25 protein-coding genes are annotated in these 26199 nt (G+C 62.7%); 12 read left to right on the top strand and 13 right to left on the bottom strand.

The window, feature by feature from the left end; translation table 11 throughout:
• Positions 1-67: 67 nt before the first annotated feature.
• The gene (gene glnA, locus AC4K8G_RS03865; protein ID WP_491732856.1) at positions 68-1480 is read right to left on the bottom strand and encodes a type I glutamate--ammonia ligase; all 1413 of its coding nucleotides are present in this window, start codon (positions 1478-1480) and stop codon (positions 68-70) included.
• Positions 1481-1598: 118 nt separating this feature from the next.
• On the bottom strand, positions 1599-1859 hold the full coding sequence (locus AC4K8G_RS03860; RefSeq protein ID WP_491732855.1) for a hypothetical protein: 261 nt from the start codon (positions 1857-1859) through the stop codon (positions 1599-1601).
• On the opposite strand from AC4K8G_RS03860, the gene AC4K8G_RS03855 reads away from it, so the two are divergent.
• The 6 genes from AC4K8G_RS03855 (at position 1858) to AC4K8G_RS03830 (ending at position 7506) form a co-directional block, all read left to right on the top strand.
• Entirely contained in the window at positions 1858-2178 is a 321-nt protein-coding gene (locus tag AC4K8G_RS03855) for a hypothetical protein (protein WP_491732854.1), read from the top strand. The two genes, AC4K8G_RS03860 and AC4K8G_RS03855, sit on opposite strands and share 2 nt — an antisense overlap.
• A 161-nt stretch (positions 2179-2339) precedes the next feature.
• Positions 2340-2915: a ubiquinol-cytochrome c reductase iron-sulfur subunit gene (petA, locus tag AC4K8G_RS03850; RefSeq protein WP_491732853.1), complete on the top strand. Its 576-nt coding sequence runs from the start codon at positions 2340-2342 to the stop codon at positions 2913-2915.
• A gap of 16 nt (positions 2916-2931) precedes the next feature.
• Positions 2932-4248, top strand: a complete 1317-nt coding sequence (locus AC4K8G_RS03845; RefSeq protein WP_491732852.1) for a cytochrome b — start codon at positions 2932-2934, stop codon at positions 4246-4248.
• A gap of 16 nt (positions 4249-4264) precedes the next feature.
• Complete coding sequence (locus AC4K8G_RS03840; protein ID WP_491732851.1) at positions 4265-5206, top strand: cytochrome c1; 942 nt, start codon at positions 4265-4267, stop codon at positions 5204-5206.
• 92 nt (positions 5207-5298) lie between these two features.
• Positions 5299-6894 carry a M20/M25/M40 family metallo-hydrolase gene (locus AC4K8G_RS03835; protein ID WP_491732850.1) on the top strand — a complete coding sequence of 532 codons (1596 nt, stop codon included), beginning with the start codon at positions 5299-5301 and terminating at the stop codon, positions 6892-6894.
• A gap of 114 nt (positions 6895-7008) precedes the next feature.
• On the top strand, positions 7009-7506 hold the full coding sequence (locus AC4K8G_RS03830; protein WP_491732849.1) for a hypothetical protein: 498 nt from the start codon (positions 7009-7011) through the stop codon (positions 7504-7506).
• Here the strand turns inward: AC4K8G_RS03830 and AC4K8G_RS03825 are convergent.
• Positions 7503-7952: a MaoC family dehydratase gene (locus AC4K8G_RS03825; RefSeq protein WP_491732848.1), complete on the bottom strand. Its 450-nt coding sequence runs from the start codon at positions 7950-7952 to the stop codon at positions 7503-7505. The two genes, AC4K8G_RS03830 and AC4K8G_RS03825, sit on opposite strands and share 4 nt — an antisense overlap.
• 63 nt (positions 7953-8015) lie before the next feature.
• On the opposite strand from AC4K8G_RS03825, the gene AC4K8G_RS03820 reads away from it, so the two are divergent.
• From AC4K8G_RS03820 to AC4K8G_RS03810, 3 genes are all read left to right on the top strand, one after another.
• The gene (locus AC4K8G_RS03820) at positions 8016-9599 is read left to right on the top strand and encodes a tetratricopeptide repeat-containing sulfotransferase family protein (RefSeq protein ID WP_491732847.1); all 1584 of its coding nucleotides are present in this window, start codon (positions 8016-8018) and stop codon (positions 9597-9599) included.
• A gap of 103 nt (positions 9600-9702) precedes the next feature.
• Entirely contained in the window at positions 9703-12342 is a 2640-nt protein-coding gene (locus tag AC4K8G_RS03815; RefSeq protein ID WP_491732846.1) for a TonB-dependent receptor domain-containing protein, read from the top strand.
• A 146-nt stretch (positions 12343-12488) separates the two neighbouring features.
• Complete coding sequence (locus AC4K8G_RS03810; RefSeq protein WP_491732845.1) at positions 12489-12980, top strand: phosphatase PAP2 family protein; 492 nt, start codon at positions 12489-12491, stop codon at positions 12978-12980.
• A gap of 6 nt (positions 12981-12986) precedes the next feature.
• Here the strand turns inward: AC4K8G_RS03810 and AC4K8G_RS03805 are convergent, their stop codons facing one another.
• Together AC4K8G_RS03805 and ychF are read right to left on the bottom strand one after the other, a co-directional pair.
• The gene (locus tag AC4K8G_RS03805) at positions 12987-14507 is read right to left on the bottom strand and encodes an alkaline phosphatase D family protein (RefSeq protein WP_491732844.1); all 1521 of its coding nucleotides are present in this window, start codon (positions 14505-14507) and stop codon (positions 12987-12989) included.
• 18 nt (positions 14508-14525) lie between these two features.
• Positions 14526-15626: a redox-regulated ATPase YchF gene (gene ychF / locus AC4K8G_RS03800; protein WP_491732843.1), complete on the bottom strand. Its 1101-nt coding sequence runs from the start codon at positions 15624-15626 to the stop codon at positions 14526-14528.
• Between the two features lie 113 nt (positions 15627-15739).
• Here ychF and AC4K8G_RS03795 point away from each other — a divergent pair, with 113 nt between their 5' ends.
• Positions 15740-16858 carry a pyridoxal phosphate-dependent aminotransferase gene (locus tag AC4K8G_RS03795; protein WP_491732842.1) on the top strand — a complete coding sequence of 373 codons (1119 nt, stop codon included), beginning with the start codon at positions 15740-15742 and terminating at the stop codon, positions 16856-16858.
• Positions 16859-16861: 3 nt separating this feature from the next.
• Here the strand turns inward: AC4K8G_RS03795 and AC4K8G_RS03790 are convergent, their stop codons facing one another.
• The 5 genes from AC4K8G_RS03790 to AC4K8G_RS03770 all read right to left on the bottom strand — a co-directional run bounded on the left by AC4K8G_RS03790 (position 16862) and on the right by AC4K8G_RS03770 (position 20775).
• Positions 16862-17431 (bottom strand): TIGR02466 family protein, encoded by a 570-nt coding sequence (locus AC4K8G_RS03790; protein ID WP_491732841.1) that lies wholly within the window; start codon positions 17429-17431, stop codon positions 16862-16864.
• On the bottom strand, positions 17428-18009 hold the full coding sequence (gene pth / locus AC4K8G_RS03785; protein ID WP_491732840.1) for an aminoacyl-tRNA hydrolase: 582 nt from the start codon (positions 18007-18009) through the stop codon (positions 17428-17430). Before pth ends, AC4K8G_RS03790 begins: the two co-directional genes overlap by 4 nt.
• Before the next feature lie 86 nt (positions 18010-18095).
• Positions 18096-18782, bottom strand: coding sequence for a 50S ribosomal protein L25/general stress protein Ctc (locus AC4K8G_RS03780; protein WP_491732839.1), 687 nt, complete (start codon positions 18780-18782; stop codon positions 18096-18098).
• A 116-nt stretch (positions 18783-18898) separates the two neighbouring features.
• Entirely contained in the window at positions 18899-19672 is a 774-nt protein-coding gene (locus AC4K8G_RS03775) for a TraB/GumN family protein (protein WP_491732838.1), read from the bottom strand.
• A gap of 212 nt (positions 19673-19884) precedes the next feature.
• Complete coding sequence (locus AC4K8G_RS03770; protein ID WP_491732837.1) at positions 19885-20775, bottom strand: TraB/GumN family protein; 891 nt, start codon at positions 20773-20775, stop codon at positions 19885-19887.
• Between the two features lie 101 nt (positions 20776-20876).
• On the opposite strand from AC4K8G_RS03770, the gene AC4K8G_RS03765 reads away from it, so the two are divergent.
• Both AC4K8G_RS03765 and glyS read left to right on the top strand, forming a co-directional pair.
• On the top strand, positions 20877-21731 hold the full coding sequence (locus AC4K8G_RS03765; RefSeq protein WP_491732836.1) for a glycine--tRNA ligase subunit alpha: 855 nt from the start codon (positions 20877-20879) through the stop codon (positions 21729-21731).
• Complete coding sequence (gene glyS, locus AC4K8G_RS03760; RefSeq protein ID WP_491734405.1) at positions 21728-23872, top strand: glycine--tRNA ligase subunit beta; 2145 nt, start codon at positions 21728-21730, stop codon at positions 23870-23872. Before AC4K8G_RS03765 ends, glyS begins: the two co-directional genes overlap by 4 nt.
• Here glyS and AC4K8G_RS03755 read toward each other — a convergent pair.
• The 3 genes from AC4K8G_RS03755 to AC4K8G_RS03745 all read right to left on the bottom strand — a co-directional run bounded on the left by AC4K8G_RS03755 (position 23869) and on the right by AC4K8G_RS03745 (position 26192).
• Positions 23869-24147, bottom strand: a complete 279-nt coding sequence (locus AC4K8G_RS03755) for a LapA family protein (protein ID WP_491732835.1) — start codon at positions 24145-24147, stop codon at positions 23869-23871. The two genes, glyS and AC4K8G_RS03755, sit on opposite strands and share 4 nt — an antisense overlap.
• A gap of 74 nt (positions 24148-24221) precedes the next feature.
• Positions 24222-25211, bottom strand: a complete 990-nt coding sequence (locus tag AC4K8G_RS03750) for a type II secretion system F family protein (protein WP_491732834.1) — start codon at positions 25209-25211, stop codon at positions 24222-24224.
• Between the two features lie 15 nt (positions 25212-25226).
• Complete coding sequence (locus tag AC4K8G_RS03745; protein WP_491732833.1) at positions 25227-26192, bottom strand: type II secretion system F family protein; 966 nt, start codon at positions 26190-26192, stop codon at positions 25227-25229.
• Between the last annotated feature and the right edge of the window lie 7 nt (positions 26193-26199).

Genomic DNA, 26199 nt, shown 5'->3' with positions numbered 1-26199 from the left:
TGGGAGGAAAGGGAAGGTGGGAGGGTTCCCCCCATCGGCGTCCCGAAAGGATGATGTTACCTCAAAATTATCCAGAATAATACATGTCGAACTCGACAGGGCTCGGTGTCGTTTCCCAACGCATCACATCTTCCCATTTTAGCTCGATGTAGCTGTCGATCTGGTCGTCGCTAAACACGTCCCCGCGTGTGAGGAACGCGCGATCCTCCTGCAGATTGACCAGCGCTTCGCGGAGCGATCCGCACACGGTCGGAACGTTGACGAGCTCCTGCGGCGGGAGGTCATAGAGGTTCTTGTCCATCGGATCGCCCGGGTGGATGCGGTTCTGGATCCCGTCGAGGCCGGCCATCAGCAAAGCCGAATAAGCGAGGTACGGATTGGCGAGCGCGTCGGGGAAGCGGAACTCGACACGCTTGGCCTTTTCGCCGGCGCCGTACGGAATGCGGCATGAAGCGGAGCGGTTGCGGCTCGAATAAGCCAGCAGAACCGGCGCTTCGAAGCCCGGGACCAGGCGCTTGTAGCTGTTCGTCGTCGGGTTGGTGAACGCGTTCAGCGCGCGAGCGTGCTTGATCACGCCGCCAATGAAATAGAGTGCGGTCTCGCTGAGGCCGGCATAACCGTTCCCCGCGAACAAGGGCTTGCCGCCCTTCCAGATCGACATGTGGGTGTGCATGCCCGAGCCGTTATCCTTGGCGATGGGCTTGGGCATGAAGGTCGCGGTCTTGCCGTAGGCATGCGCGACCATGTGAACCACATACTTGTAGATCTGCATTCGGTCGGCGGTCTCGACCAGCCCGCCATAGGTGAGGCCGAGCTCATGTTGCGAAGCGGCCACCTCGTGATGGTGCTTGTCCATCGGCAGGCCCATCTCGAGCATCGTGGCGACCATCTCACCGCGGATATCCATGGCGCTGTCGACCGGCGCGACCGGGAAATAGCCACCCTTGGCGCGCGGACGGTGGGCAAGGTTGCCGCTGTCATATTCGCGCATGGTGTTAGTTGGCAGCTCGATATCGTCGATCTTGAAGCCGCTCGCGCTGTAGCCGTCCTCGAAGCGGACATCGTCGAACATGAAGAATTCGGCTTCCGGCCCGACGAACACGGTGTCGCCGACGCCGGTCGACTTAAGGTACGCCTCGGCGCGGTTGGCGGTCGAGCGCGGGTCGCGGCCGTAAAGTTCTCCGGTCGACGGCTCGACGACGTTGCAGAACAGCACGAGCATCGGTGTCGCGCTGAACGGATCGACGTAAACGGCGTCGAGATCCGGCTTCAGGATCATGTCGCTTTCGTTGATGGCCTTCCAGCCGGCGATCGAGCTCCCGTCGAACATGAAGCCGTCGGTCAGCATATCGTCGTCGATGACTGCCGACGCCATCGTCAGGTGCTGCCACTTGCCCTTCGGATCGGTAAATCGGAGGTCGATCCAGTCGATCTCATCGTCCTTGATCCGCGAAAGGATCTTGCTCGCGCTAGTCGCCATTTTGCCGTCTCGCTCTCTTCGCCTACGCCCGAAACAAAATGCCGCTCACCCGACAGTGCCGGGAGGCAATTGCGCGATTCGAGCTTGTCCCTTCAGATTCCCGAGGAGCTTCAAAGAGTCAGGAGGGCCGCGAATATTTCACTTGGGCGCGCACGCTTTCGGTGAGGGAACCGATACGGGCAGCCAACGATTGTGCGGCGGCGGGGATGTAGAGGAGTAAAGCATGCGTTCCATCCTCCTGTGGCTGATCGGCATCCCGATCCCGATCATCCTCCTGCTCGCTTTGTGCACGCACCATTTCTAATCGAACCAGCTTTCGGCCAAAGCGCATGCGACCCTTGTTGCGATAGCGAAACAGGCGTGCCAGTCCGGACCTCATGATGCACTCAAAAGTGGCCAGCCTGGCGATCGTCATTGCCGTCTGTCTGATCCATTTCAGCTATGTCGACTTCCGTTACCGCCACCGCGGCAGCGTCATGTGGTTCTGGCTGGCGGGTCCGGCGCCGACGACCTTGTGGATCTCGCGAGGGGCGATCCTGGCCTGTTTTGTCGTGGCGCTCGCAACCTTGTACTTCGGGGTCAACGTTGCCGGAGTCGTGGCAATGATCGTGCTTCTCGTCGTTCACATCGCGACCCTGATCGTGGTCGAGGTTCGCGAGGAGGATTGGGTCCCGCCGCCGCCTCCGCCGGAGGAATGAAGGCCATATCGGCCGGCGTTTTGATTTAGTCCGGCGCGGCTACTTCACATCCCCGAAACCCGCCGCTATCACGCCCGCCAATCGCGCCGGCGCAACGCCGGAGCGGCGTTCGCCGAGAGCCGGTTCCGGCTTCAAGGCAAGCAAGCGTCAAAAGGGGAACGATGGCCACCAAGGCACAATCCGCTGAGGTTTCCGCAGCCACAGATTCAAGCGACGACGGTTTTCGCCGCCGCGACTTCCTGAACATCGCTCCGGTCGCCTTCGTCGGCGTCGGCGCGGTTGCTGCACTCGCTCCGCTGGTCATCCAGATGTCGCCGTCGGCCGACGTCCTCGCGCTGTCGACTACCGAGGTCGACATTTCCAAGGTCCAGGCGGGGCAGGGGATCAAGGTCAGCTGGCGGAAGCAGCCGGTATTCGTCCGCAACCTCACGCCAAAGGAAATCGCCGAGGCCAATGCGGTCCAGATGTCCGAGCTTCGCGACCCGCAGACGCTCGCCCAGCGGACCAAGCCCGGCAAGGCCAACTGGCTGATTACGCTTGGCGTGTGCACCCACCTCGGCTGCGTACCGCTCGGCATCGGCGAGGGCGAGAATAAGGGGCCGTTCGGCGGCTATTTCTGCCCGTGCCATGGCTCGATGTACGACACGGCTGCCCGCATCCGTCAGGGGCCGGCCCCGAAGAATCTCGAAGTGCCGGAATATAAGTTCACGTCGCCGACGACCGTGCAGATCGGCTGAGGGGGTTGAGCAGAAAATGAGCTTTTCCTGGGCCAAGAAGTACGAACCCAAGCATCCGGCAATGAAGTGGCTGGACGAGCGCCTGCCGCTTCCGCGCGTGGTCTATGGTGCGATCGGGGGCGGTTATCCGGTTCCGCGCAACCTCAACTACTTCTGGAATTTTGGCGTTCTCGCCGGGATATTCCTGACGATCCAGATCGTCACCGGCATCGTTCTCGCGATGCATTATACCGCGAGCGCCGACGGTGCGTTCAACTCGGTCAACCAGCTGATCATGCGCGACGTCAACGCGGGCTGGCTGCTTCGCTACGCCCACATGAACGGCGCGAGCTTCTTCTTCATCGTCACGTACATCCACATCTTCCGCGGCCTTTACTACGGATCGTACAAGGCGCCGCGCGAGCTCGTGTGGATGCTCGGCCTGGTCATCTACCTGTTGATGATGGCGACCGCCTTCATGGGCTACGTCCTGCCGTGGGGCCAGATGAGCTACTGGGGCGCGCAGGTCATCACCGGCTTCTTCTCGGCCTTCCCGCTGGTCGGCGAGCCGATCCGCGTATGGCTGCTCGGCGGTTATGCGCCCGACCAGGCCGCGCTGACGCGCTTCTTCTCGCTTCACTATCTGCTGCCGTTCGTGATCGCCGCGGTCGTGATCCTGCACATCTGGGCCCTGCACATTCCGGGCTCGGGCAATCCGACGGGCGTCGACGTCAAGGACGAGCGCGACACGCTTCCGTTCCACCCGTTCTACACGGCGAAGGACGGCTGGTTCGCCGGCGCCTTCCTGCTTGTCTATGCGCTGGTGACCTATTTCGCGCCCGACTATCTGGGGCACCCGGACAATTACATTCCGGCCAACCCGCTGGCGACGCCCGCGCACATCGTGCCCGAATGGTATTTCTGGCCGTTCTACGCGATCCTTCGCTCCTTCACGCTGGACTTCATCCTGCCGGCGAAGCTGTGGGGCGTGCTGGCAATGTTCGGCTCGATCGTGCTGCTGTTCTTCCTGCCGTGGGTCGATAAGTCGCCTGTCCGTTCGGGCAGCTACCGCCCGGTGTTCAAGCGGTTCTTCTGGCTGCTGGTGATCGACGTGGTCATCCTCGGCTACGTCGGCGGCGCGCCGATCTCACCGTTCCGCACGGCGCTCGGCCAGGCGGCAGCGGCTTACTATTTCCTCCACTTCCTCGTCATCCTGCCGCTGGTTTCGGCGTTCGAGACGCCCGACCCGCTGCCGAGCTCGATCTCGGCGAGCGTGCTTCACGGCGAGGAGGCCGAGGCTGCTCCCCTGGGGCAGAAGAAGCCGCGCCGCGGCTCAGTGGCGACCGCCGGTTAAGGGGGCAGGCAAGCACATGCGTTTCATCCTTGGTTTCATCGGCGCCGTTTTTGCAGGCGTGCTGCTTATCTCGATGATCAGCAATGCGGCCGGTTACTTCAGCAACCCGCCGGCACCGCTGGCGGCCGACGAGTTCCACCGCGAGCATAAGGAACTGCACCTTTCGAGCGACGGGCCCTTCGGCAAGTTCGACAAGGCTCAAGTCCAGCGCGGCTTCCAGGTTTATTCGGAGGTCTGCTCGGCCTGCCACAGCCTGCACCTCGCCTCCTTCCGCGACCTCAAGGGAATTGGCTACAACGACGCCGAGATCAAGAAGATCGCGTCGGATTGGAAGACCCAGGTTCCGTCGATCAACCCGGACACCGGTGAGGCCGCCACCCGCAAGGCTCTGCCGTCCGACAATTTCCCGGCGCCGTTCCCGAACGAGGTTGCGGCCCGCGCGGCGAACAATAACGCGCTTCCGCCGGATCTCACGCTGATCACCAAGTCTCGCGAGGGTGGGGCCGCTTACGTCTATTCGCTGCTGACGGGCTACGCGAACCAGGCGGGCTACAAGAACGAGAAGGGCGAGGAGCTCCTGAAAGAGTTCCCGGACGCCAAGACGCCCCCGAACCTTCACTTCAACCCGTACTTCGCGAACCTCAACATCGCGATGCCGCCGCCGCTCACCGCCAACGGGCAGGTGAGCTACGCGGACGGGACCAAGCCGACGGTTGACCAGATGGCGCGCGACGTCGCGGCCTTCCTGGTGTGGACGGCTGAGCCCAAGCTCGAGGCGCGGCATGCGGCGGGCATCGCGGTCGCGATCTTCCTGCTGTTTGCCTCGATCCTCGGTTATCTAGCGTACCAGCAGATCTGGCACGACGCGAAGCGGGCGGTCCGGGTCACGGGCGCACTGGAACCGAAGAATCAGGCGAAGAGCCGCGGCGCCAAAGCCAAGCAGGGCGTAGTCGGTTAAATTTGAATTGGATTGAGAAACACTGACCGCCGGAGTGCCGACAAGCGCACCGGCGGTCTTCTTTTGTGTGCTTCGTGGAGGGGAATGAAGCGATGAGGTTCAATCAGCTTTTGCTTGCGTCGGCGGCGCTGCTTGCCGCCCCGGCCTCGGCCGCCAGCGACACCGCGCGGATTATCGACGAAGGCATGAACCGCAGTCAGATCATGGTCACTGCGCATGAGCTGATGGACGACATCGGCCCGCGGCTGACCATTTCTTCGAACATGAATCGTGCCCAGCAATGGGCGCTCGCAAAGTTCAGCAGCTACGGACTAACTAACGTTCACCGCGAGCCGTTCGTGTTCGGGCGCGGGTGGGACATCGTCGATTCTGACGTGCGGCTGGTTTCTCCCCGGCCGATCAAGCTCACCGCAATCCCGATCGCGTGGACTCCGCCGACCGATGGCGCGCTGACCGCACCGATCGTCGTCGCGCCGATGAACCGCCCCGAGCATTTCGCGGCCTATCACGGCAAGCTCGCGGGCAAGATCGTGCTCGTGACAATTCCGGGGGAAGGCAGTGAAACTACCGATCCGCCGTTCCATCGCCTGACCGACGAGGAAATCGGCAAGGAAGACAAATATCAGCCGTCTCACTTCGATCCGGACGAGGAGAACGGCTTCCTCAAGCGGATCGATTTCTACCGCCAGATGGACAAGTTCCTCGCCGCCGAGGGCGCCGTCGCGTGGGTGCGCAAGGCAAGGGCTGACGGGAAATTGGTGTTTGGCGAAGGATACCAGCACGCGGTCGGCGACAGCCCCAAGCTTCCCGGCGTTGAAATCGCCGCCGAAGATTATCGTCGGCTCGCGCGAATGGCGAAGCTCGGCGAGAACCCGACGCTCTCGATCAACAGCAACGTCCGCTACCTCGACGACGACCGCAACGCCTACAACATCATCGCCGACCTTCCCGGCACCGACCCGAAAGCGGGCTATGTGATGGCGGGTGCGCACTTCGACAGCTGGGTCGCGGGCGACGGTGCGTCCGACAACGGTGCGGGCACCGTGGTGGTCATGGAAGCGGCGCGCATCCTCCGCCAGCTCGGCGTGCGGCCCAAGCGAACCATCCGCTTCGCGCTGTGGACGGGTGAGGAGCAGGGACTCTACGGCTCCGCCAATTACGTCCAGCAGCATCTCGCCAGCCGCCCGCCCGTGCTTGGTCCAGGGGGCGTGCTCCTCTGGGATGAGTTGATCCGCAAATATCCGGCGACGCCGCTGCCCGGCTATGGCTCGCTCAAGGCCTATTTCAACATCGATAACGGCTCAGGGAAAGTCCGCGGCATCTATTCCGAAGGCAATGCCGCCGCGGTGCCGATGCTCCGCGACTGGCTCTCACCGTTCGAGAGCATGGGCGCCAGCGCGGTGGTCGCCGGGCCGACGACGGGCACCGACCACGAACCGTTCCAGGCGGTCGGGATCCCCGGTTACCAGTTCATCCAGGATCCGCTCGATTACGAGACCCGCGTCCACCATTCGAGCATCGACACGCTCGATCATATGAAGGCCGATGACCTGCGCCAGGCGGCGGTCATAATGGCGGGCATGCTGCTCTCGGCGGCCAACAGCGACAGGGAGCTTCCGCGCCCGCCGCTGCCGACACAGCCGCTGGCAAGCGACCCGTTCAAATATGATTATCCCGAGCCCAAATAGCTTTTACCGACGCTAAGCTATTCTAGGTTCATGTGAATTCGCGTTCATCCTTAGGAACGCGGGCCGCGACGGATCGTTTGCACAGCTGACCCCAGTGATTTTGGCAGGTGTAACATGCGTATCCCCTTTATCTCGATGATTGCCGTCGGCGCGGTTGCGCTCGGCGGTTGCGCCTATGGTGACATGGGCGGCCTCGGTGTCGGCCTTGGCTACGGCAATGGCTATGGCGGCTACGGCAGCCCTTATTATGGTGCAAGCTACGGCTACGGCTCGCCTTACTATGGCGGTTATGGCTACGGTTCGCCTTATTATGGCGACGGCTACGGCTCGTCTTACTACGGCTGGAACGACGGCTATTATTATCCGGGCTCCGGCTACTACGTTTACGACAGCTATCGCCGTCCGTACGCGATGACGACCACCCAGCGGCAATATTGGTCGACCCGTTCGCCGGCACTGCGTTCGACGAGCACGACGACAACTACGCGCGCCAAGCCGAACTGGAGCGCGTTCAATCAGCGCCAGACCGCGCGAAGCGATCGCCAGACCGCGAGATCTGACCGCCAAACGGCGCGCGAACAACGCCGCGCCGACCGCCGCGACAACCGCTAGTCGGTTGGACGCTTCCTGATCAGGACGATCGAGGTGAACGTCATCACCGGTTGATCGTCCTGGTTGGTAACGACCGTTTCGGAGCGAAAGGAGCCGATGCCTGGCCTGCTCCGGGACGGCGTCTTGTCGACGATCTTCGCACGAACGTGGAGCGTGTCGCCCGGAAATACCGGGCGGCGCCACCGCAGCTCGTCGATGCCCGGCGAACCTAGGCCGGCCTGCTTCTCGCCGACGACGTACCGGGCGATTACAGCCATCGTCATCGCGCAAGTGTGCCAGCCGCTGGCCGCGATCCGCCCAAAATGCGTCTTTGCCGCTTCCTCATCGGACAGGTGAAATGGTTGGGGGTCGTACTTGCGGGCGAACTCGAGCACCTCTTCTCGCGTCACGTCGTAGGAGCCGAAATAGGTTTCGGTGCCGACTTCCAGGTCTTCGAAGTAGATCATGGATGCGGGGCATAGCGGGCGATGCGTCTTGGCGCGAGGCGGCGGCTTGCCTAGGCTGCGGAGGTGGCAACGTCTCTTCCCAGTCATTTCCATCCGCGCCTCATCGAGGCCGCGATGGCGTTGAACGAGAACCGGCTCGACGTCGCTGAAAGGCTGCTCAAGCCGCATCTCAAGGAAGATCCATTCGACGTTCGCGCAATCCGCATGCTGGCCGAGCTTGCGGCGCGTGTTGGACGAGTTCGTGACGCGGAAACATTGTTGCGCCGCGCCGTGGAGCTGTCTCCGGCTTGGGTCGCCGCAAGGGCCAATCTCGCCAACCTTCTGGGACGTATGGGAAGACCGGCCGAGGCGATGGAACTGCTAGAGGAAGTGCTGGCGGAAGAGCCGGAGGACCTCGCTCATTGGAATCTGAGGGCCGCGACGCTCGGCCGCCTCGGTGACTTCGAGCAGGGGATCGAGGTCTATGAACGCGTCCTCGCCGGCTCGCCCCGGCAGCCTCGCATTTGGGTCGGGTACGGCCATATGCTCAAGACGGTAGGCCGGCTCGCCGATGGGATGGCCGCTTACCGGAACGCGATCGCGCTGCGGCCGGCGCTGGGTGAGGCATGGTGGAGCCTGGCTAACCTCAAGACGGTAAAGTTCGAGCGAGCCGATATCGCCGCAATGCGCTCTGCGCTCGATGCGCCGCGGGCGACCGATGAGGACCGTCTGCATCTGCACTTTGCACTCGGCAAAGCGATGCACGACGCAAGGCGGACGAGCGAGGCGTTTGAGCATTATTCGAAGGGCAATGCCCTGCGTCTGGAATCGCGTCCCTATCGTCCGGGACATATCACGCGCACAGTTGATAAGTGCGTCGAAGCGTTCAGCGCCAAGGCGTTCGCGGAAAGGCCCGGTGGGAGCACCGCGCCAGATCCGATCTTTGTCGTCGGCTTGCCCCGCTCCGGGTCGACCCTGATCGAGCAGATCTTATCCAGCCACAGCCAAATCGAAGGCACGACGGAGCTTCCCGACATTCCGGCGCTTGCGCGCCACGTCGGCGATTATCCGGACGACGTGCTGAATTTGGATGGCGATGCCCGCCGCGCTTTGGGCGAGGACTATTTGAAGCGGGCCAGCGTCCAGCGTCGCACCGAACGCCCTCTCTTCATCGACAAGCTTCCGAACAACTGGCTGTTCGTCCCGTTCATCCAGCTGATCCTGCCCAACGCCAAGATCATCGACGCGCGTCGGCACCCGCTCTCATGTTGCTTTTCAAACTTCCGGCAGCATTTCGCGCGAGGCCAGGACTTCACTTACAGTCTTAGCGACGTCGGCCGTTATTACTCTGATTACGTTCGCCTCATGGCTCATATCGATGCGGTGCTGCCGGGGCGGGTCCACCGCGTCATTTACGAGAACATGGTCGAGGATACCGAGGCGGAGGTGCGTCGACTGCTCGAGTACTGCGGCGTGGAGTTCGAGCCGCAGGTTCTCGAGTTTTATAATACGGACCGCGCGGTCCGCACCCCAAGCTCCGAGCAGGTCAGAAAACCGATATACCGGGACGCCACGGAAGAGTGGCGTGACTACGAGCCCTTTCTTGGTGACCTCAAGCAAGCATTGGGGCCGATATTGGACGCCTATCCCGAGGCTCCCGCGTCCTGAGCGCAACGGTGGCGAAATAATTGGGGCCCTTCGATAGGTAGCCGTTGACAATCGATCATCGCTCTGTCGCAATGCTGACACACAGCCGAATGGGGGCATTCGCATGACTGATCGCTCGTTCCGCGCACTTACGCTCGGATTTCTCGCTTCTACCGCACTTGGTTCGCCGGCCTTTGCTCAGACCCCGGCTCCGTCAGACGCAACGCCGGCAACGCCCACGACGCAGTCGCCCGCGCCAGGGACCAACGCGACCGATGTCACGTCGCTTCCGGAACCGGTGAAGCAGGCGCAGGCCGCGGCCGGCGTGCCTGACGAGAGCGAGATCATCATCACCGCGACCAAACGCGAAGAGAATCTCCAGAACGTCCCCATCAGCGTCCAGGTGCTCGGCACCCGCAAGCTCGATCAGCTCAACATCTCGAACTTCGAGCAATATACGAAGCAGCTCCCGTCGGTGACCTTCCAAACGGCGCAACCGGGCTTCACCACGGTTTACATTCGCGGCGTCGCCGCGGGCGGCGACGGCAACCACTCGGGCTCGCTGCCATCGGTCGGCACCTACCTCGACGAGCAACCCGTCACGACGATCGGCGGAACGCTTGACGTTCACATTTACGACATCGCCCGCATCGAAAGCCTCGCTGGTCCGCAGGGTACGCTCTACGGCGCATCGAGCGAAGCGGGGACAATCCGCATCATCACCAACAAGCCCGAACTTGGGGTCACCACTGGACGTATCGACGGTGAGCTGAACTCGGTCTCTCACGGCGGCATCGGCGGCAAGCTCGAAGGCATGATCAACCTGCCGATTGCGTCCCGGATAGCATTCCGCGCCTCCGCCTTTTACCAGCGCGACGCCGGCTATTTCGACAATATCTTCGGTGAGCGGACCTACGTTGCACCGCATCCCGAAGACACGGTCCATTTCGACAACAGCCAGTTCGTCAACGACGATTTCAACAAGAACGTGGTCTACGGCGGCCGGGCGGCGCTGAAGATCGACCTCGACGACAATTGGACCGTCACGCCGACCTTCATGTACCAAAAGATGAAGACGAACGGCGTGTTCTTCGAAGACAAGGACTTGCCAGCTTACAAGACCATTCGCTTCCAGGACGAGATCAACAAGGATCGGTTCTGGCAGGCTGCGATGACGGTCGAAGGCAAGATCGCCAACTTCGATGTGACTTATGCCGGTGCCTACATGGATCGCCCGCGTTTCACGACTGGCGATTACACCGATTACACAGACGCCTACAATTCCTACTACATTGATTATTATAACAATTATGTAGAAACCTATGGCGTCGCGCCGGAATTCTGCACCCGTCCGACGGGCACCGGTCCCGGCATTCTCGGCTGCAACAATTACACCGACAATGCGGGCAATATTATCAATCCGCGCCAGCACACGCTTGCGACCGACCATTTCGAAAAGATGAGCCACGAGCTTCGTGTCGCTTCCCCGCGCGAATTGCCGGTGCGGGGCCTGCTCGGCGTCTTCTATCAGGAGCAGAAGAACCACATCTTCCAGGATTATTTGGTCGACAATCTCGCCGACAGCCTGTCGGTGTCCGGCTATCCCGGCACCGTGTGGCTGACCAACCAGCGCCGCAAGGACAAGGACTGGGCGATCTTCGGGGAGGCCAACTGGGACATCACGCCTCAGGTCACGATCACGGGCGGCCTTCGCTTCTATCGCTTTGACAACACCTTGTACGGCTTTGCCGGTTTCGGATTGGATAACCCTGGCGGCTCTAGAACCGGGCAGAATCGATGCCTGACGGTCAACGGTAAGGAAGCATTCACCGATCCAACGAGCCCGCTGGCCACTGGTAACTCCGGGCTCGATATTCCTTGTTACAACGTCGCTGACGTTGACGAGAATGGGAACGCCGTCCCGCGGCGGAGCAAAGGATCCGGACACATCCACAAGCTGAACGCGCAGTGGAAGCCGATCGAAAACACGATGTTTTACGCGACCTGGTCAAAGGGTTTCCGGCCAGGCGGCATCAATCGGCAGCCAGAAACCGCGCCTTATAGTCCAGACTTCCTGACGAGCTACGAGGCGGGTTGGAAAACGACCTTCCTGGGTAGCCGGCTGCGGTGGAACGGCGCCATCTACCATGAGAAATGGGACGGCATTCAGCTTAGCTACCTTGGGCCAAACAGCCTGACCATCACGCAGAATGGTCGGGGCGCCCTCGTCAACGGCATCGAGAGCGACATCAATTACGTATCGGGCGGCCTGTCGCTAACGGCAGCGGCTGCGTACACGCATGCCAAGACGAAGGGCAACGTTTGCCACGCCGCCATCTCGGTGGACCCGTCTCCAGACTGCAGCGGCAAAGATTCCAAGGGCAAGGACGACTATATCATCGTCCCATCAGGGACGCGGCTGCCGGTGACGCCTCGGTTCAAAGCCAGCGCGACCGCCCGCTATCAGTGGCCGGTATGGTCTGGCCGCGCCCATGTCCAAGGCGTTCTGGCCTATCAGGGCTCCGCGCCATCCGACATCCAGCCGGCCGACTATGCGGTAACCGGCAAGATCCGGAGCTCGACCCTTGTCGACCTGTTTGCCGGATATGATTGGGGCAATTATAGCGTCGAACTGTTCGGCACGAACGTCTTCGACGATCGCAACCAATTGTCGCGCTTCGTCTCTTGCGGTGGTTGTTCGAACGTGCACATCGTGATTGGCCGGCCACGCACAATCGGCATTCGCGCCGGGACGAAGTTCTAGCGTCCCGCGCTCGTTTCAGTGAGCTTCGGTTCGCCACGGCGCTCATCGCGCTCGCGGCGACCTGGCTCGCGATGCTCGTTTGGGGCGGGGGAGCGCTCGACCGCTCAATCTACGAAAGCCTGTACGCCGGACACCGTCCCGCGCTGGTGGCGATCGCGCGCTTTTTTACCTTCCTCGGTGAGCCAACGGTGCTGATCGGCGCCGGCATCGTCGTTGCGATTTGGCTTTTCGTGCAGGGGCATCGTCACTTGCCGCTCGCCCTCATCGCGATTGTCGCGATCGGCCGAGCACTCAGCGAAGCACAGAAATATTGGATCGCACGGGCGCGGCCCGATCTCGAAACCCATCTCGTCGTTGTCAAAACGTCGTCCTTCCCGAGCGGACACGCCACGAGCTCAATGGTATTCTACCTCGTTCTGGCGTTGGTACTCACGGCCGGAATGCGCTTGCACCGTGCCGCGGTGGTCGGCGCGGTACTCCTCTCGTTCCTGATCGGACTCAGCCGGGTGATGCTGGGCGTGCACTGGCCAAGCGATGTGATCGGCGGCTGGAGCTTCGGCATGTTGTGGGTACTGTTGACCCTGAAGCTGGCGGGAGGGTTCGTGAAGGGCGATAACCTGGCGGCGCGCAGGGCGTAAGGCCGCTCAGGCCGTCCGAAGTTCGGGTTTCCCATGCGGGGTGGTCAGCGTCGCCCGCTTGCTTAGCGCTCCGCCGCGCGTGCTGATCTTGTCGACCACCATGAAATTGCTGCGCCATTCTTCGCGCGTGACGTCGCAGCTGACATATCCCCGCAGGTTGTTGATGAACTTGAGCTCGGGATTGTTGGCCATGAACGACGGGCCCCATCCCGGCATGTCCTGTCCGTCGCCATCGCTGGAGATCGACGTGCCGACAATCTCCACTGCCACCGGCTTGTCGCGATCGTGGAGGAGGCCCGCATAAGCGGTGTGCTCGTCGCCGGTGAGCACGACGACATTCTCGAGCCCGCGCATGCGCGCGAGCAGTCGCCTGCGCTGCGCTTCGTAGCCCGCCCAGCTGTCCAGGTTTAGCAGCTTCTTCGGCGCGTCTTCCGAAGGCCACCGTCGATCGAGTGACATCATCATCACCTGCTGGGCGACCGCATTCCAGCGCACGTCGCGACGGTGGAGGTTGCGGTCCAGCCAGGCCTCTTCCTCGGCATTGATCATGTGCGCGGCTGGCGAGGTCACTTCAGCGCACGCGACGCGGTAGCCGTCGCCGCACGGCTGGTTGGTGCGAAACTGGCGCGTATCGAGAAAGTCGAGCCGGGCGAGGTTGCCGTAGCGGGCGCTTCGATAGAGGTTCAGCGCCGACCCTAACGGCATTTGCGCGCGCCGGACCGGCATATGCTCATACCAAGCCTGGAAGGCCGCCTGGCGGCGCAGTCGGAACACGTCGGCCGGCGGCGCGCCATCGTCATCGTCGACGTCACCGGCCCAATTGTTGCGAACCTCATGATCGTCGAACGTCACAAAGAATGGATGGACGACGTGTGCAGCCTGCAAGTCGAGGTCGGCTTTGTACTGGGCGTAACGCCGCCGGTAATCGTCGAGCGATGAGATGAGCTGGCTCGAGTGCTGCCGCACTGCCGGCGTGTCGGGCCCATATTCGTAGATGTAATCGCCGTAGTGGAAGACGAAGCCCAGGTCCTCGTCCGCCATGTGGCGATAGGCCGTGTAATAGCCTGCCTGCCAGTCCTGGCACCCGCACATCGCGAAGCGGAGCCTGTGCGGGCTTGAGTTCAGGCCCGGCAGGGTTCGCGCCCGCCCGCCGATGCTGCGCTCTCCGCCTGCCGTGAAGCGGTAGAAATAGGGCCGGTCGGGCTTGAGGCCGGCAACTTCAACATGGACCGAATGCGCGAGCTCGACGCGCGCCAAAGTCTCGCCTTTGGCGACGATCGTGCTGAAGCCTTCATCCGAGGCGACTTCCCAGCTTACCGGCATGGAGTCCGGCGTCATCCCGCCATGCGCATCGACCGGATCGGGGGCGAGGCGTGTCCAGATGACGAAGCCGTCGGGCGCTGGATCACCCGATGCAATGCCGAGGCTGAAGGGGTTGGCTCGCCACTTCGACTGCGCTCTCAGGATTGAGGGCGCGGCGACAAGGCCCGCGAGGCCCGTTCCGATGAAGTCGCGGCGCGTGAACATCGCCGCCAGCCTAGCGCGTCAGACGTTGAAGCGGAACAGCATCACGTCGCCGTCCTGAACGACATACTCCTTGCCTTCGGATCGCATCTTGCCTGCGTCGCGCGCGCCCGCTTCACCTCCGAATTTGACGAAGTCGTCGTAGGCGATGGTTTCGGCGCGGATGAAGCCGCGCTCAAAGTCGGTGTGGATCTCGCCGGCGGCCTCGGGCGCCTTCGCGCCGCGGTGCGTGGTCCATGCGCGCGCTTCTTTCGGCCCCGCGGTGAAGAAGGTGATGAGACCGAGCAACTTGTAGCCGGCGTGGATCATCCGGTTGAGGCCGGTCTCGTGAAGCCCGAGATCGGACAGGAATGCCTCGCGCTCATCGTTTGGGAGAGTGGCGATTTCTGCCTCGATCGCGGCCGAGATGACGACAGCCTCCGCGCCCTCGGCTTTCGCGCGTTGGAACACCCGCGCTGAATGCGCATTGCCGCCGGCAGCTTCGCGCTCATCGACATTGCAGACGTAAAGCACCGGCTTGGCGGTCAGCAGCTGCGCCCGCTGCAGCGCCTTCTCCTCCTCATGATCCTTGGGTTTCGTGAGCCGAGCGGGCTTGGACGCGCGCAGCAAGTCGAGCGCCTGGCTGAGGACGCTCGCTTCGATTTTCGCTTCCTTGTCGCCCTGCTGCGCTTTCTTGATCAGGTTCGGCACGCGCCGCTCGAGCGAATCCAGGTCCGCGAGCATCAGCTCGGTCTCGACTGTCTCGGCGTCGGCGATTGGGTCGACCCGCCCCTCGACGTGGGTGACGTCCCCTCCCTCGAAGCAGCGCAGCACGTGGACGATCGCGTCGACCTCGCGGATATTGGCGAGGAACTGGTTGCCCAGGCCTTCGCCCTGGCTTGCCCCGCGCACCAGACCGGCGATGTCGACGAACTCGATCTGAGTCTCGATCTCCTGCGCCGACTTGGCGACTTCGGCGATCTTGTCGAGGCGCGGGTCGGGCACGGCGACGCGGCCGACGTTCGGCTCGATCGTGCAGAACGGATAGTTCGCGGCCTGCGCGGCGGCGGTTTCGGTCAAAGCATTGAAAAGCGTCGATTTGCCAACGTTCGGCAGGCCGACGATGCCACAGCGGAAGCCCATGATTTTCTCGGATTGATAGGAAAGTCCCGCGCCCTTTAGGCGAAATGCGCGCTGTTGCTCAACCGCGCCTGCAAGTAAGAACGGTCATTCCAATAATCGCGGCGGAGGGGATCATGCCGATAGCGATTTCCAGGCGCTCCTTGCTCGAAGGGGCTTCCGCGGGGGCCGCGATTGCGATTGCCGCGCCGTCGGTCCGCGCGGCACCGTCGAAACCGCCGTTGTTCGGGCCGGCGCCGGGCATCGCCTGGCTGACCTACAACGAGAATCCTTATGGCCCGTCGCCGCGAGCGATCGAGGCGATGGCAGAAGCGGCGTCCAAGGGCTGCTATTACGCCGACGACGCCAACGATCGGCTTCGGGCGATGGTCGCCGAGCGCCAGGGGCTCACCGCTGCTCACGCGGCGATCGGCAACGGCTCACAGGAAGTGCTGAGTGCGGCGGCGCTCGAGTGGAGCCGGCATGGACCGGTGGTCATTCCCGAGCTCGGATTCGAAGAGCCGTTGCAGGTGGCGAAGAACCGTGGCGCGGAGTTCGTTCGCGTGCCCGTCCGCCCTGACATGGGCGTGGATCTCGATGCGATGGCAGCCGCTGCCGAAAGCCAGCGTGCGTCGATGGTCTACCTGTGCAACCCCAACAATCCGACCGCGATGCTGGTGGGATCCGACGCTCTCCGACGCTTATCCGAGCGGCTTCCGCGAAGCACCACCCTGCTCGTCGACGAAGCCTATAACGAACTTACCGACCACCCTGAGGCGAACTCCGTCATCGATCTGGTTAAGGCCGGGCGAAACGTCATCGTCAGTCGCACTTTTTCCAAGATCTACGGGCTTGCGGGCATGCGCATCGGCTACATCCTGTCGACGCCCGAGAATGCGGCACGCGTAAACAGCAATATCATGACGATCGACCTCGGTACGGCATCGCTTGCCGCCGCTATCGCGTCATTGAACGACCAGGCATTCATGACCTTTTCCAAGAACCGGATCCTCGAGGCGCGGGGCATGATCCTGGATGCCACGCACCGCCTCGGGCTCGAGACGCTGCCGTCCCAGGCGAACTTCGTGTTCGTGCGAGTGCCCGACGCCGACGCACTCAAGGCGCGTATGGCCGAGAAGGGCATCATCATCCGCGGCGCTTACGGAAAGTGGAAGAACTGGTCGCGCGTCAGCACTGGCAAGATCGAGGACGTCCGGCGCTACGTCGCGGCGCTTCCGGAGGCCGTTCGCGCTTAAGCGTCAGGCGAAGTTGAAGCTGACGGACAGGCGTTCGCCGCGCCCGGTCCCGGGCAGCACCTCGTGCCGCAACCAGCTTTCCCAAAGCAGCAGCATGCCCGGCTTCGGGTCGATGGTCACGAAGCTGTCGGCCAACTGCGGGGCGGCCATCATTAGCGGCAGCCGCGGGTCCTCGAAGCGGATTCCGCCGGATCCGGCCGGCACTTCCACGTAGAACGTTCCCGACAGGATGCTGTGCGGATGAACGTGCGCGCTGTGGTGCCCGGAGGCCTGAAGAAGGTTGGCCCAAAGGCTGTCGAGCTTGGGCTTCCTGTCCCACCCTAGTTCACGCGCAAATGTGGCCGCATGACACGTGAGGAGCTTGGCCAAATCCGCGAAGGCCGGATCGCGCTTTGGCAGATCGTTGAGCGAGGCATAGCTCGTGTACCCTGCATACCGGTGTTGCTTCGACCATTCGCGCCCTGCGCCGTCATCCTCGGCCAGCGTGCGGATCGAATGCGCGAGGCTGTCCAGTAACGCGGCATCCGCGATCTGAGCTTCGTAGAGCTTGGTCGGGAAAAGCGAACGGGTCATTCGGCCTGCTGCATCCGGAGCGCCACTTCGCTCATGAAGCGCGTGTCGTCGCCATCCGCGAGCCATTCGGCTTCCGAAGCGATGGCGCCGAGCATGTCGCTCAGCACGTCAAACTCCGACTTGGCGTAATTGCCGAGCACGTGCGGCGTCACCAGGTCCTTCCGGCCGGGGCCGGGGTGGCCGATGCCGATCCGCACGCGCCGGAAATCCGGTCCCAGGCTCGCATCGATCGAGCGCAGGCCATTGTGGCCGGCAAGGCCGCCTCCGACCCGCACCTTCACCTTGAACGGCGCAAGGTCGAGCTCGTCGTGGAAGACGGTCAGCGCGTCGGTATCGAGCTTGTAGAACTTCAGGGCCTGCTGAACCGCGTCGCCGCTATCGTTCATGAAGGTCTGGGGCTTCAGCAGCAGCACGCGGTTGCGGCCGATCCGCCCTTCAGCGATCAGGCTCCGGAACTTCTTCTGCCAGGGCCCGAAATCATGGCCTTCGGCGATGATGTCAGCCGCCATGAAGCCGACATTGTGCCGGTGAAGCGCATATTTGCCGCCAGGATTACCGAGGCCGACCCAGATCTGCATCGCGTGTCGCTAGCAGGACAGGGCGCAAACAAAAACCGCCCGCCCTTGCGGGCGAGCGGTTCGTGATAGTCTCAAAGAAGAGAAGCTTATTCTTCCGAAGCGCCTTCGGCAGCTTCGCCGCCTTCGCCCTCGGCGCCAGCTTCGCCTTCCTCGCCCACGGTCGGGACTTCGCCCTCGGCCGCGGTCTCTTCGTCTTCGGCCTTCATCGCCGACGGAGCGACGATGGTGGCGACGGTGAAGTCTTCTTCGGTGTTCGCCGGGGTCACGCCGTTCGGCAGCTTGACCTGGCTGATGTGGATCGAATCACCGATCTCGAGGCCATCGAGCGGAATATGGATCTCGCTGGGGATGCTTGCGGCATCGCAGACGATTTCCAGCTCATGGATGACCGTGTTCAACACGCCGCCGCGCTTCAGGCCAGGCGACGCTTCTTCGTTGTCGAAGCGCATCGGGACGGCCACGTGCACCTTGGTGTGCTCACCAATGCGCAGGAAATCGACGTGGATGGGCCGGCTCGAAACTGGGTGGAAATCGACCGCCTTCGGCAAGGTGCGGTGCGCCTTGCCCTGATAGTCGATCATCACCACCGAGTTCATGAAGTGGCCGGTGTGAAGCATCTTGGTAAGAAGCTTCTCTTCGACGTGAATCGACAGAGGCTCCTTCTTCTCGCCGTAAACCACGGCGGGGACCCGTCCTTCGCGGCGCAATTCGCGGGAGGCTCCCTTGCCAGCCCGTTCGCGCGCTTCGGCGGGCAGCGTCAGCTGTTCGCTCATTGTGCACTCTCCAAAAGAAAACCCGCCACGCCTCCAGGGATGACCATGGCCAGGGAGCGCGCCCACTAGGGGAGAAGTGCCGGAAAAGCAAGGCGCGGGCAGAGCCGCGCCGCGGGTCAGTTCACCCGGGTCGAGGGGATCCCCATTTGGGCCAGGCGGACCAACACGCTGTCATTGCCCGCAAGGTGGCCAGCGCCGACCGCGACGAAGACCGTTCCGGGTGTTTGCATCCGGCCCGCGATCCAGTCGGCCCAGCGTGCGTTCCGCTCGGTGAAGAGCATGCGATACGTGTCGGGCGAAGCCTGCTTCAGCTGCGACAGCATGCGCACGAACACGCTCTGGTCGCCGCGCTTCCACGCCGCCTGCATGTCGACCATCGCCTTCGATAGATTGTCCATCGACGCTGGGTTGGGCGCCGATCCGGGCTGCGGTGCTGCCGGTTGGGGCATCTTGGTGAACATGTTGAGCTGGGATTCGAGCGTCTCGAGCCCTTCAACCGGTTTGCCCTCGAGCTCGGCGACGTGGCGCAGCACCATGTCCGCCCCGTTCCCAACCTGCATGCCCTGGCTCTTGCCAGCGTTGATCGCCATCCGCGTCGTTGCAAGGAAGGAAGCGGAAGCGGTGACGTTGGGCATCCGTATGGCTGGTTTCGGCACGATCGGCCCCTCTGGAACCAGGGTTTCCAGCACCAGCTCGTTCGATTTCTCGAAAGCGTCCCTGACCTGGTCGTTGAACCATTCGGATTGGCCATCGAGCGCGTGGAAGGTGCCGAACAGGTAGACGGTTGTGTCGGCGTCACGGACCATGAAGATTGCGGGGTCGGCGTTGTCCGGCGGGAGCGCCGGCGAAGCGGCGCTGAGTGCTGCGGCAGCGACTAGCAAATTGACCATCACACACCCTCCCAGGTGGATAGTCTGGAGTGTCTTTCGCGATCGATGCGGACGCGTTACTACATGCGGGAAAAACCCCGCTTTTCATCGACTTCGCGCATCAGACCCCCCAGCCCGATACCTTCCGATCATGGTCACCGAGTTATTAAAAATTGTCTAGCGAAATCGCCAGAAGGTGAACATTTATCGACAGATAGAGCGGGTCACGCGGCCTACTGAAGCTGGCGGACCTGGTAGCCGCCCTTTTTCAGCATCGCGATGACCGAGTCTTCGCCAGCGAGGTGGCCTGCGCCGACCGCGATCAGCACCGACCCCGGCGAGGTCATGCGTTGCTCGATCCACTTGGTCCAATTCTGGTTGCGGCGCTTGATCAGCGCCTGCTGCAGCTCGGGCGAGGCGGCGAGGTCGTGGTTGAAGGTGCGGGCAATCGCCTTGACGTCGCCGCGCGACCAGGCGGCGAGCATGCCGCCGAAGTCCTTGTTCATATTTGCAGAGAGCGTGATCGCGCCTTCGAGCAACTGGCGCTGGGCTTTCTCGGGCAGCGTGTCGAAGAAGCCGAGCTGCTCGACGTTGGTTTCGAGCTCCCCGACCGGCTTGCCCTTGCTGGTGAAGGCGTTGCGCAGGACGGCCTCGACGCCTTCCTGGCCCTTGAGACCCAAGTCGCGGAACTGGTTGCCGAGCAGGATGAAGGCCGCGGCCCAGGTCTCCATCCGGTCGAGCGCGGTTGGCGGGAAGCCGCTCTTCTTGATCGCGGTTTCAAGATCGGGCCGCTTTTTAGGAGGTACGCGGTCAATGAGTGGCGGAAGCCCAGGCGAGAAAGCGAGGCTGCTCAACGCTGACATGATCTTGGTCGGGTCCTTGTCGTCGACGATCGTCTCGACCACGAGCTGCTGCGAATTGTCCATCGCCTGGTCGAACCTAGCCGTTCGCCACTTATAGTTTTCGGGCAGCAGATGGATCGTCCCGAACAGGTAGATGGTCGTGTCGGCGTCGCTGACCGACCAGAGGGCAGGATGGGCAGGCGTCGCGGCGGCGGCGGGCGCCCCGCCGAATGACAGCACGGCGGCGAGAGGCGCGAAAAGGCGTTTGAGTAGCTTCACCATAGACTCCTGAACGTGGGGACCGGGCTTAAGGCTTCAAGCTTGCGGTTCGATGAAGACGCAGCCAAAGCCGGAACACCTCCTTCGTGGCCGGGGCAAACATTTTGAGCTTGAGTTTCCAGGACCTGATTCTGACGCTCCATCATTATTGGGGCGCGCAGGGCTGCGTCATCCTCCAGCCCTATGACATGGAAATGGGCGCTGGGACCTTTCACCCGGCGACGGTGTTGCGCGCGCTCGGGCCGGATGCCTGGCGAGCCGCTTATGTCCAGCCGTGCCGCCGTCCGACCGATGGGCGCTACGGCGAGAATCCCAACCGGCTTGGGGCTTATTACCAGTACCAGGTGGTGCTGAAGCCCAGTCCCAACGACCTCCAGGACCTCTATCTAGGTAGCCTCCGCGAGATCGGCATCGACCCGCTGAAGCACGATATCCGCTTCGTCGAGGACGATTGGGAAAGCCCGACGCTCGGCGCCTGGGGCCTCGGCTGGGAAGTCTGGTGCGATGGGATGGAGGTGACCCAGTTCACTTACTTCCAGCAGGTTGGCGGGTTCGAGTGCAAGCCGGTGACCGGAGAGCTGACGTACGGGCTGGAGCGGCTGGCGATGTACATCCAGGGCGTCGACAACGTTTTTGACCTCCGGTTCAACGATGCCGGGGTCACTTACGGCGATGTTTTCCGCGAAAATGAGGTCGAGATGTCGACCTATAATTTCGAAGTCGCGGATACCGACGCTCTGTTCGACCTTTTCAGGAAGTCGGCCGCCGAATGCGAGCGGTGCCTGACCGCCAAGCTCCCGATCCCGGCGTATGAACAGGCGATCAAGGCGAGCCACGTATTCAACACGCTTCAGGCGCGCGGCGTGATCAGCGTGGCCGAGCGCCAGGCCTACATCGGCCGCGTCCGCGACCTCGCGAAGGCCGCCTGCGGCGCATGGCTGGAGCGGTCGGCGCTATGAGCGACTTCCTGCTCGAATTGCGGTCCGAGGAAATCCCGGCGCGGATGCAGGCCAAGGCCCGCAATGACGTTTCGCGAATGTTTGCCGAATGCTCCGAGGGCGCAGGTTTAAGCGTCGGTAAGATTGAGGTTTTTTCTACGCCGCGCCGGCTAGTGCTGATCGCCCGTGATGTCGCTGAGGCGACCGAAGCCAGCCGCGAGGAGCTGAAAGGCCCGCGCACCAGCGCGCCCCCACAAGCGCTCGAGGGCTTCCTCCGCAAGACCGGCCTCGTGAAAGACCAGCTGGAAGAACGCGACGGCGTTTTCTTCGCCGTGATCGAGCGGGCAGGGCGCCCGGCAGCGGATATCCTTGCCGACGCGGTGAGGCAGATAGTCGCCGATTTTCCTTGGCCAAAATCAATGCGTTGGGGCTCTGGCACCTTGCGCTGGGTCCGTCCGCTTCACGGGATCGTTGCCATGCTCGGCGAGGAGATCGTGCCGGTCGAGATCGACGACATCTCTTCCGGTGCGTCTACCGTCGGCCACCGCTTCCATCATCCCGGCTGCATCACCGTCGGCGGGGCCTCCGACTATGTTGAAAAGCTCCGCGCATGCAACGTGATCGTCGACCAAGACGAGCGCGAGCAGTTGATCCGCGAGCGTGCGGCTGCTGCCGCGACGGCGGCCGGGCTAACCCTGCTGGCCGACGAGGGGCTGGTCGTCGAAAATGCCGGCCTCACCGAATGGCCGGTGCCGCTGGTCGGGCGCTTCGACAGCGAATATCTGGACGTACCGCGCGAGGTGATCGTCCTCACCATGCGCACGAACCAGAAGTATTTCGCCTGCACCAACGATGAGGGGCTGCTAGCGCCTTCATTCGTCTGCGTCGCCAACATTGACGCCGAGGACGGCGGGGAGGCGATCGCCGCGGGCAATGCTCGCGTGCTCGCCGCGCGCCTCGCCGATGCTCGCTTCTTCTGGGAGCAGGATCTGAAGGTGCCGCTCGAGGAGCAGGCGAAGAAGCTCGACGGGATCGTGTTCCACGAAAAGCTCGGCACGGTCGCTGAAAAGGTCGAGCGCGTGACCAAACTCGCGCGTTGGCTGGTCGAGCAGAAGGTCGTGAAAGCGGACCCGAAGCAGGTCGAGCGGGCGGCGCGCCTCGCCAAGGCCGACCTCGTCACGGGCATGGTCGGCGAGTTCCCCGAACTCCAGGGCGTGATTGGGGGCTATCTGGCCGAGGCGCAGGGCGAGCCCAAGGCAATCGCCGACGCCATCCGCGACCATTACGGCACGCCGACTGAGCCCACGTCTGCCGCAGTATCGCTGGCCGACAAGCTCGACACCATTTGCGCGTTTTTCAGCATTGATCAGAAGCCCACGGGATCGAAGGATCCGTTTGCCCTCCGCCGGGCGGCGATCGCGTCGATAGAACTGATCGTCGGCAATGGCCTCCGCCTCAATCTGACCGAAGCGGTGCGCGGCGCTCTGGCAAACCGTGCTGGCACGGCGAAGGACTCAGGCCCGACTCACCGCCTGGACAAGACTGCTCCCGAGATTCTCGATTTCTTCGCCGATCGCCTGAAGGTCCAGCAGCGCGAAGCGGGCGTTCGGCACGATCTGATCGATGCGGTGTTTGGACTGGGTGGAGAAGATGACCTCGTGCGCCTGCTTGCCCGCGTGAACGGGCTTCAGAACTTCGTCGAGACCGAGGACGGAAAGAATCTGCTCGTTGCCTACAAGCGCGCCGCGAATATCCTTAAGAAGGAGAATTGGGTGGGACCGCAGGTCATGACCTCGGCGGAAGAGCAGGGCATCCCGCAAACCGGCGAGGAAGACCCGCTCGTGCTGGTCGACGATCCGATCGTGGGCGAAGCGGTGGCCGAGATGGCCTCCGGCCAGGCTGGTGCCGATTTGCCCGAGGAGAAAGCGCTGATCACTGCGCTCGACAAGGCCGAGCCAAAGGGATCGGCGGCGATCGACAAGGAAGATTTCACGGCGGCGATGGCGGCGCTCGCATCCCTAAGGAAGCCGATCGACGACTTTTTCGACCATGTGACGGTCAACGATCCGGACTCGGCCAAGCGCGAGCGGCGGCTCAACCTGCTGATGCGTTTCCGCGACGCCGTGAACCGCGTCGCCGACTTCTCGAGGATCGAAGGCTAGATCTCGCGATCGTCGCGGACGCCGTCGCCGTCGCGGTCTTTGACCGAGGCGGAGCGCAGGCTGTCACGCTCGCGCCATTCCTTCTCACGCTCTTCCATCGCGCGAACATGGTCCTGGTGCTCGCGCTCGATCGCTTCGCGGCGATCGGCTTCGCTCCGGTAGCGCGCCTTCCACTTCCTTCGTCCGCCAGCGGTCAGGAAGATGCCGATCAGTACGCCGAGGAGGAAGACCAGGGCGCAAATGACCCACAAGTTTGGATCCGACGTGATGTTCATTTCGCGACCTCAACGTGAGTGGTTTCGCGGCGACTACGCTTCAGCGCGCCGCCGCGTTCCACCTGCAGTCGCAATTAGGTCTGGAGGAAGCTGTCCTTGATCGAACAAGCCGCCGGACCGAGGATGACGATAAACAGCGTCGGCAGAATGAACAGGATGAGCGGCACGGTCATGATCGCCGGCAGGCGGGCCGCTTTCTCTTCCGCGCGCATCATTCGGGCGTGGCGGAATTCTGCCGAGAGCACGCGCAGCGCTGACGCAAGCGGCGTACCGTATTTCTCGGTTTGAATCATGGTGGTTACGACACCGCGCACCGCCTCGAGATCGACGCGATCGGCGAGGTTCTCGAACGCCTGGCGGCGCTCGCTGAGAAAGCCAAGCTCGATAGCAGTCAGGCCGAACTCATCGCCCAGCTCAGGATATGCCTTGCCCAGCTCCTTCGCGACGCGGTTGAATGCGGCGTCGACCGTGAGGCCGGCCTCGGCGCAAATGACCAGAAGGTCGAGCGCGTCGGGGAGGCCTTTGCGGATCGCGTGGCTGCGCTTTGTGACCTTGTTCTTCAGCCACAGGTCAGGCGCCTTGTAGCTCCCGACCAGGATACCCGCGACGGTCATGTACCGGCGGAAGCCGGACCAGTCTGGATAGAAGTTGAAGACGTAGAGCATCAGCACGGCAGCGACGCCGAGCACGAGCGGCAGCACGAAGCGCGCGAAGATGATGAAGAAGGCCAGGTCCTTGGTGCGGATACCGGCCTGCATCAGGCGGAGCTGGGTCTTCTTCAGCTGGTCGTCCTGAAGCATCTTGAACTGCGTCAGGATACCCCGGACCTTGTCCGCCGCTTCGTTGCGATTGGTCAGCTTCTTGCGCTTGTTGGTCGAGGCAACGATGCCCGCCTTGAGCTGCTCGCGCCGTTCGTTGAGCGCTTTGACCCGGCGCGCCATCGGGTCCTTGACGGTGGTCGCCGCATAGATGGCGAGCAGCACCGCGAAGGTCGCGACAGCACTGAGCATCGTCGCAATCCAGATGACATCGAAGCCGAGAAGGGTGGGGCCTTGCGCCTGCATGGATTTACTTGCCCCTTAGATCTCGAAGTTGACCATTTTGGCCATGATGAGCACGCCGATGCCCATCCAGACCATGCCGCCGATACCGGCGACGATCAGCCGCTGATCGGTGAAGAAGCCGCCCATGTAGGTCGGGTTCATCATCCACACGAGACCGAAGACGATAAAGGGCAGCGACCCGACGATATAGGCCGAGGCCTTGGCTTCCGAACTCATGGCACGGATCTTGAGCTTCATCTGGGCACGCTTGCGCAGCACGTCAGCGAGGTTCGACAGGGTCTCCGCAAGGTTGCCGCCGGTTTCCCGCTGGATCGCCAGGGTGATGACGAAGAACTGGAACTCGGGAGTGCCGAGACGATCGGCAGTCTCCTGAAGTGCCGCTTCCATCGTCCGGCCGATCTTCATCTTGTCGTTGACCATGCGGAACTCGACACCGACCGGGCCGGGAACTTCGCTTGCGACAATGCCAAGCGTTTCGGTGATGGGAAGGCCGGAACGAAGGCCGCGGACCATCAGCTCGATCGCGTCGGGAAAGTTCACGGTGAACTTGTTGACGCGGCGCTTGATCATTTTGCCGGTGATGAAGTGCGGGCCACCAATGCCGAAGAACAGCCCCATGAACAGCGCCAGGAAGAACGGCGCACCCTTGAACATTAGTCCAACGATCACGAGGCCGATCACGCTGAGGCAGATGATTGCATATTTGGCGAGGCTGATGTCTTTGCCTGTCATCTCGAGCCGTTTGCGCAGAAGCGCGGGCCTCGGGATCAGAGTTGAAGCGACGCCTTCGATCTTGCTGGCGCGCTCGGCGAACAGCTTGCGGATCTGGGCCTGGGCATTGCCGGCGATTGCGTCGCCATGGCGCTCCTTGATGAGCTCCATCCGCCGCTTGACGGCCTTGGAGGCCGATGGGCCGCGCAAGGCCATGAAGGCCAGCGCCAGTCCGCCACCGCCACCGATCAGGAGTAGCCACAGAAGCATTTCGTGC

It is taken from the genome of Sphingomonas sp. SP3, assembly GCF_058514305.1.
The sequence above is the reverse complement of the archived record's forward strand: the minus strand, read 5'-3'. Positions and strand labels throughout refer to the sequence as shown.